This window comes from Rahnella perminowiae, assembly GCF_019049755.1.
Classification (GTDB): Bacteria; Pseudomonadota; Gammaproteobacteria; order Enterobacterales; family Enterobacteriaceae; genus Rahnella; species Rahnella perminowiae.
The window spans coordinates 1-6,528 of sequence record NZ_JAFMOS010000375.1; the positions used below are offsets into that span (position 1 = coordinate 1).

Genomic DNA, 6,528 nt, shown 5'->3' on the forward strand with positions numbered 1-6,528 from the left:
GGTTTATCACCGGAAGGCCTTTTTATGCCTGACGTTTGAAACTGACGATTATTGTTTCAAATCCGCCAGCAGGGCTTTGTGCTGAGTATCCAGATTCGTCACACGCTTACAGACGTCATCGCCAAAGGTTTTAAACTCTTTTTCCTGCTTGTTCCACTCTTCCTGAATGGCTTGCTGCAGGCCGCCAAGATTCCCCATCATTGCCTGCAGCGGATTTCCGCCGCTGGTCGCCTGTTTGAGGCCCATCTCGTTGATGCTGTCCTGCATCACACCGCCCATGGTTTGCTCCATCAGCTTCTGACCATTCTGCTTAACCTGATCCACAGCTTTATGGTGGAAGGTCAGGCCGTCAGTACGATGCTCGATGATGAGGTTCATTTGCTCTTTCAGTTTTTTATCGAGTGTCACCAGTCGGTTACGCACGTTGCTGTCGGTGCCCAGTTTCTCGACGATCACCCGGTCAACCGCCACGCGGCCTTTTTCAAGATGCGCCGTTGCTCCCTGATCAATCCACGGCAGGTCACGGCGTAAACCGGCCTGATAGTCGATTGCTTCCTGACGCTGTCTGGCGCTCAGGGTCATGTCTTTACCGTTGAGGGTCACGTTACCATTGGGGGTGATCAGCAAATCACCGCTGTTACCGACCACCTGAACGGTCTGCGGCTTGATGATCACGTCATCTTTAGGCTGTACGGCACATTGATAATCAGCCTGCGCGCTCCACGCGCTCAGCGCCAGCAATGCAGCAAGTCCGGCTTTTACCACTCCACTTTTTACTAACATGTACTCTCCCTTAAGACAGCAAACTCAAAAAATTGAACGGCCAATACGTTGCGCCAGTAATTCTAAGGCAGCAATACCTGCCAAAGAGTTCCCTGCCGCATCAAGTTCCGGCGACCAAACCGCGATACACATTTCCCCCGGCACGACGGCAATGATGCCACCGCCGACGCCGGATTTACCCGGCATTCCGACGCGATAAGCGAATTCACCCGCACCGTCGTACATTCCGCTGGTCACCATCATTGCATTAATCTGCCGCGCCTGGCGGGCATCGATGAGCGGTGTCTCGCTGCCGAGCGGATGGCCTTTATTGGCCAGATACACAAAGGTGCGCGCCAGTTCTTCACAACTCATCCGCAGTGCGCAGTAATGAAAATAAGTATGCAAAACGGTGATGACATCGTTGTCGAAATTACCAAAAGACTTCATCAGATAAGCAATAGCGGCGTTGCGGTCGGAATGCTCAAACTCGGAACGCGCAACGTGCCGATCGTAGTTGAGATCTGCCGATCCGGCCAGCTGACGTACCACTTCCAGCATTCTTTGCTTGGGTGCGGACAGACGGGTTTGCAGCATATCGCAAACCACCAGCGCGCCCGGGTTAATAAACGGGTTACGCGGTTTTCCCTGCTCAAGCTCAAGCTGTACCAGGGAATTAAAGGGCTGCCCCGAGGGCTCTTTACCGACGCGCTGCCAGATTTCGCTTTCCTGATAGCGGGTCAGCGCCAGCGTCAGGCTGAGGACTTTAGAAATCGACTGGATCGAGAAACGCATCCCGGCATCACCGGCACGAAAGATTTCTCCTTTCGTGGTACACACGGCGATGCCTAAATGATCGGGGCTGACTTCCGCCAGCGCAGGAATATAACCGGCGACTTTACCGCGACCTATCAGCGGCCTGACCTGCGCAAGAATATCTTCCAGCAAATTGTTATCAAGTTCAGTACCCAATGCCCAGCCTCCAGATGTAACAAAGGTGCCTGTCAGAGGCACCTTTACATTCAGCGATCCTGCAGATCTGCGGGAATTAATCCCACCAGATATCAAACAACTCGCTGACTTCCACGTCTTCCATTTTATGGTCTTCTAACCATTTTTTGACCTGCGCGCGCTGTTCATCAGTGCAGTGACCGATGTCCTGACGGCAAACCAGACCTTCCCATTGCAGGTAACCACTGCCGTCAAAGGCCAGTTTGTTTGGCTCAATCACACCGTCAATGAATTTATCCAGGGATTCATCAATGGTTTCTACCGCGGTACCTTCCGGGAAACGCCATTTTACAGAGAAGCCCAGTTCCTGGAACTCGGCAATGTGTAACTTCTTACGTAAACGACGACTGCGATTCTTAGCCATTATTGCTTCCTCTCAAACATCAGATCCCATACGCCGTGGCCTAAACGCTGGCCACGCATTTCGAACTTGGTCACCGGGCGGGATTCCGGGCGCGGAACATAATTGTTTTCCTGCGACAGGTTCGCCCAGCTTTCTAAACCGGTCATGACTTCAAGCATGTGCTCTGCATACGGCTCCCAGTCGGTTGCCATATGGAACACGCCGCCTACTTTCAGTTTCCTGCGCAGCTTCTCAACGAACTCCGGCTGCACGATACGGCGCTTATTATGGCGCGCTTTGTGCCACGGGTCAGGAAAGAATAGCTGCACCATATCCAGCGAGCCATCCGGAATCATTTTTTCTAACACTTCGACTGCATCGTGGCACATCACGCGCAGGTTACTGACACCCTCTTCATGCGCGGTCGCAAGACAGGCACCGACGCCAGGCGAGTGAACTTCAATGCCGATGAAATTTTGGTCCGGGTTCTGTTTAGCCATGGTGACCAGCGACGTGCCCATTCCGAAACCGATTTCCAGCACAACCGGTGCACTGCGACCAAACAAGGCATCAATTGCCAGAGGTTCTGTCTGAAATTCCACGCCCATTACCGGCCAGAAGTTGTCCAGAGCGAATTGCTGTCCTTTCGTCAGGCGGCCCTGGCGGCGGACAAAACTACGAATACGGCGCATCGCGCGACCATTCTCGTCGAACTCCGGTGAAATGACGTCGTTTTTCATGGTGTTTCCACTCCGATTGGCAAGACGCGGTACCCGCGCGCGGATGCCTGTGCCTGGGTCACTGAATATAAGGAAAGGCGCATTATCCAAACTTACTCCCGATTAGCAAGGCTTGCGGGCAGGAAAACAGTCAATACTGAAATCAGCCACTAACTACTGTGCGTACAGTGCGGAAAGTTCCGGTTTACAGCCAGACGGGAACTGTGATGTGATCAGCCCCGTCTTTTAACCCTGCCGGACTGTAATTCACCCATGATGGAAGCCCCTTCTTTTTCGCCGCCGGTGCTCGACTGGTATCAGCGCTATGGCCGCAAGACGCTGCCGTGGCAAATTGCCAAAACACCTTATAAAGTCTGGCTTTCAGAAGTGATGTTGCAGCAAACGCAGGTAGCGACTGTCATCCCGTATTTTGAACGCTTTATGGAACGTTTCCCGACGGTGTCAGATCTCGCCGCGGCACCGCTCGACGAAGTATTGCATCTGTGGACCGGCCTTGGCTATTACGCCCGTGCACGAAACCTGCATAAAGCGGCCCAAACTATTGCCAGCCAGCACGGCGGCGTATTTCCGACGACGTTTGATGAAATTCTTGCGCTGCCGGGCATTGGCCGTTCAACGGCGGGCGCCGTGTTGTCGCTGGCACTGAATCAGCATTACCCCATTTTAGACGGCAATGTGAAACGCGTGCTGGCCCGTTGCTACGCCGTTGACGGCTGGCCGGGCGAGAAAAAAACCGAAAATAAACTGTGGGCGATCAGTGAAGACGTCACGCCTGCCGAAGGTGTCGCACAGTTTAATCAGGCAATGATGGATCTGGGTGCCATGGTCTGTACCCGCAGCAAACCGAAATGCGAGTTATGCCCGGTGAAATCAGGTTGCGAAGCTTACGCACATCACAGCTGGGCAAAATACCCGGGTAAAAAACCCAAAACCACGTTACCGGAAAAAACGGCCTTTATGCTGATGATTCAGCAGGAAGATAAAGTCTGGCTGGAGCAGCGTCCGCCCGTCGGCCTGTGGGGCGGATTGTTCTGCTTCCCGCAATACCAGACCGAAGATGAACTCGCGCTGGGGCTGCAAAAATACGGTGTTACGCAAAATGCGTTACAGCAACAGACCGCTTTCCGTCACACTTTCAGCCATTTCCATCTGGATATCGTTCCGATGTGGTTAAATCTACGTTCTACGGCGGGTTGCATGGATGAAGGTGCGGGTCTCTGGTATAACTTAGCGCAACCACAATCCGTCGGGCTGGCCGCGCCGGTAGAACGTCTGCTGATACAATTAGCAAAGCAGACCGCTGGCAAATAACCGCCCTAAAAGAACGATCGATAAGGAATTAGCATGAGCAGAACGATTTTTTGCACCTTTCTCAAGCGCGATGCCGAAGGGCAAGACTTCCAGCTGTACCCTGGCGAGATTGGCAAACGTATTTTCAATGAAATTTCCAAAGAAGCCTGGTCGCAGTGGATGGCCAAACAGACCATGCTGATCAACGAAAAGAAACTCAGCATGATGAACCCGGATGACCGTAAATTGCTGGAGCAGGAAATGGTGAATTTTCTGTTTGAAGGTCAGGATGTTCATATCGAAGGCTATACCCCGCCCTCAAAATAATCATTGGTAATAATGGTTGAAACATTAAGGCAGGTGCCCCGGCGCCTGCTTCTTTCATCAGAAACGGCTTGTAAGATGAAGAAAATTTTAGCTTTGCTGGTTATCGCGCCCATGTTGATCTCCTGCTCCGGCAGTAAGAAAGACTCGTTCAACGAAGCTTATGTGAAAGACACTAACGGATTTGACATTTTGATGGGCCAGTTCGCCCATAACATCGAAAACATCTGGGGCATGAATGAAGTGCTGATCGCGGGTCCGAAAGACTACGTGAAATATAGCGATCAGTATTACACCCGCAGCCATATTAACTTTGATGCGGGTACCATTACTCTTGAAACCATTTCTGGCACCGATCCGGCCGCCAGCCTGCGTAAGGCCATTATCAGCACCTTGCTGGTGGGCGATGACCCGGGCAACGTTGATCTCTACTCAGACGCCAACGATATCCAGATCAGCCGGGAACCGATGTTGTACGGTCAGGTTCTCGACAACACCGGTCAGCCGATCCGCTGGGAAGGGCGTGCCGCCAGCTTTGCCGACTATCTGATCCAGAACAAACTGATGCGCCGTCAGTCCGGCCTGCATGTCATTTATTCCGTAACGATCCAGATGGTACCAAACCACCTGAATCAGCGTGCGCATAAATACCTGCCGATGATCCGCGAAGCCTCTGCGAAATATGGTGTCGATCAGTCACTGATACTGGCGATCATGCAAACGGAATCTGCTTTTAACCCGTATGCGGTGAGTAACGCCGATGCGCTGGGGCTGATGCAGGTTGTGCAGCATACCGCTGGGGTGGATGTGTTTAAATCAGAAGGGAAATGGGGTAAGCCAAGCCGAAGCTATCTGTTTGATCCTCAAAATAACATCAATACCGGCACCGCATACCTGGCGATGCTGCAAAACGTTTATCTGGGGAACATCAGCAATCCGACATCACGTCGTTATGCAGTGATTACTGCGTATAACGGTGGCGCAGGCAGCGTGTTACGCGTGTTCTCAAGCAATAAAACGCAGGCATTTAACATCATTAACAGCATGTCGCCGGGCGATGTCTATACCACACTGACGACCAAACATCCGTCCGGAGAATCGCGCCGCTATCTGTATAAAGTCAACAATACGCAGCGCAGCTATCGCCGCGTGGACTAGCATTTTGTCAGCAAGCCTGACACCGGCGGCGGAATAACCGCCGGTGTCAGGAAAGAACCTGTTCAATGGCCGTCAGATAGCGGGAAATGACTATTTTTTCGTCGAACTCCCTGACCATTTTTTTCCTGCTCTCGTTGCCCATATCCAGACGTTGCGAGTGGGTAAGGTTGATTATCCGGTCCATCGCACGTGTTAAACACCCCGTATCCTGTGGCTCACACAGAAAACCATTTACCCCTTCATTGACCGTGTCCTGACAACCAATATTACGCGTGGTAATCAGAGGCTTCCCCATCGCTCCGGCTTCGAGTAAGGATTTCGGCACCCCCTCACGGTAAAAGGAAGGCAAAACAATACAGTCGCCCAGCGCGATTTCCTGCTCAACATTATCTGACGTCCCCAGATAAAGTATGTTGCCCTCCTCAATCCAGGCGGCCATCCGTTCGGTCTTAATGGCGGCCGGATTATTAACGTCCAGGAACCCAAGCAAGCGAAATTCACAGCGCTGCCCATGCCGTTTCTTCAATTTGCGCGCCGCATCAACATAATGTTCTACTCCTTTGGAATAGAGCATTCGGGAAATCAGTATAAAACGTACCACATCATCATCAGGTGCCGGTGTTACCTTGAAACGCATTAAATCAACACCCGAACCCGGTAATCGTTCGGTATATAAATAATCAGGCAGCATTTCAGTCAGGAATAATTCCCGGTCATCCTCATTCTGAAAGAAAATTTTTGCCGCATAGCGCTGACTGAACCGGTACAGATGCCGGCATATTATCCTCACCATGCCTTTGCTCATGAAAACACTGCCCAGTCCGGCGATATTGTTGATGGCAGGAATATCTAATACCTTAGCTGCCAGCGTAAAATAGATGTTATTTTTAGGCGTAAAAT

General features: G+C 51.8%; 8 protein-coding genes. 3 read left to right on the plus strand and 5 right to left on the minus strand.

The annotated features are described in order from the left end of the window. Positions 1-48: 48 nt before the first annotated feature. From J1785_RS04640 to trmB, 4 genes are all read right to left on the minus strand, one after another. Positions 49-783 (minus strand): YggN family protein, encoded by a 735-nt coding sequence (locus J1785_RS04640; protein ID WP_129953044.1) that lies wholly within the window; start codon positions 781-783, stop codon positions 49-51. Between the two features lie 24 nt (positions 784-807). Then, positions 808-1,734, minus strand: coding sequence for a glutaminase B (gene glsB, locus J1785_RS04645; protein WP_129953045.1), 927 nt, complete (start codon positions 1,732-1,734; stop codon positions 808-810). A 76-nt stretch (positions 1,735-1,810) separates the two neighbouring features. Then, positions 1,811-2,137 (minus strand): YggL family protein, encoded by a 327-nt coding sequence (locus J1785_RS04650; RefSeq protein ID WP_129953046.1) that lies wholly within the window; start codon positions 2,135-2,137, stop codon positions 1,811-1,813. Continuing rightward, positions 2,137-2,856, minus strand: coding sequence for a tRNA (guanosine(46)-N7)-methyltransferase TrmB (trmB, locus tag J1785_RS04655; protein WP_129953047.1), 720 nt, complete (start codon positions 2,854-2,856; stop codon positions 2,137-2,139). The genes J1785_RS04650 and trmB overlap by 1 nt, the downstream gene beginning before the upstream one ends. A 252-nt stretch (positions 2,857-3,108) precedes the next feature. On the opposite strand from trmB, the gene mutY reads away from it, so the two are divergent. The 3 genes from mutY to mltC all read left to right on the plus strand — a co-directional run bounded on the left by mutY (position 3,109) and on the right by mltC (position 5,628). Then, entirely contained in the window at positions 3,109-4,167 is a 1,059-nt protein-coding gene (gene mutY, locus J1785_RS04660; RefSeq protein WP_217218915.1) for an A/G-specific adenine glycosylase, read from the plus strand. 33 nt (positions 4,168-4,200) lie between these two features. Beyond that, positions 4,201-4,473, plus strand: coding sequence for an oxidative damage protection protein (locus J1785_RS04665; protein WP_013576841.1), 273 nt, complete (start codon positions 4,201-4,203; stop codon positions 4,471-4,473). Positions 4,474-4,548: 75 nt separating this feature from the next. Further along, on the plus strand, positions 4,549-5,628 hold the full coding sequence (gene mltC, locus J1785_RS04670) for a membrane-bound lytic murein transglycosylase MltC (RefSeq protein WP_217218916.1): 1,080 nt from the start codon (positions 4,549-4,551) through the stop codon (positions 5,626-5,628). Between the two features lie 46 nt (positions 5,629-5,674). Here the strand turns inward: mltC and J1785_RS04675 are convergent. Next, positions 5,675-6,528, minus strand: an 854-nt coding sequence (locus J1785_RS04675) for a glycosyltransferase family 4 protein (protein WP_217218917.1), incomplete at its 5' end; no start/stop codon positions are given.

Bases quoted from the DNA above. Each gene is read 5' to 3' on its own strand.
- J1785_RS04640 (WP_129953044.1), bottom strand. From the start codon at position 783: ATGTTAGTAAAAAGTGGAGTGGTAAAAGCCGGACTTGCTGCATTGCTG.
- J1785_RS04650 (WP_129953046.1), bottom strand. From the start codon at position 2,137: ATGGCTAAGAATCGCAGTCGTCGTTTACGTAAGAAGTTACACATTGCC.
- trmB (WP_129953047.1), bottom strand. From the start codon at position 2,856: ATGAAAAACGACGTCATTTCACCGGAGTTCGACGAGAATGGTCGCGCG.
- mutY (WP_217218915.1), top strand. From the start codon at position 3,109: ATGATGGAAGCCCCTTCTTTTTCGCCGCCGGTGCTCGACTGGTATCAG.
- J1785_RS04665 (WP_013576841.1), top strand. From the start codon at position 4,201: ATGAGCAGAACGATTTTTTGCACCTTTCTCAAGCGCGATGCCGAAGGG.
- mltC (WP_217218916.1), top strand. From the start codon at position 4,549: ATGAAGAAAATTTTAGCTTTGCTGGTTATCGCGCCCATGTTGATCTCC.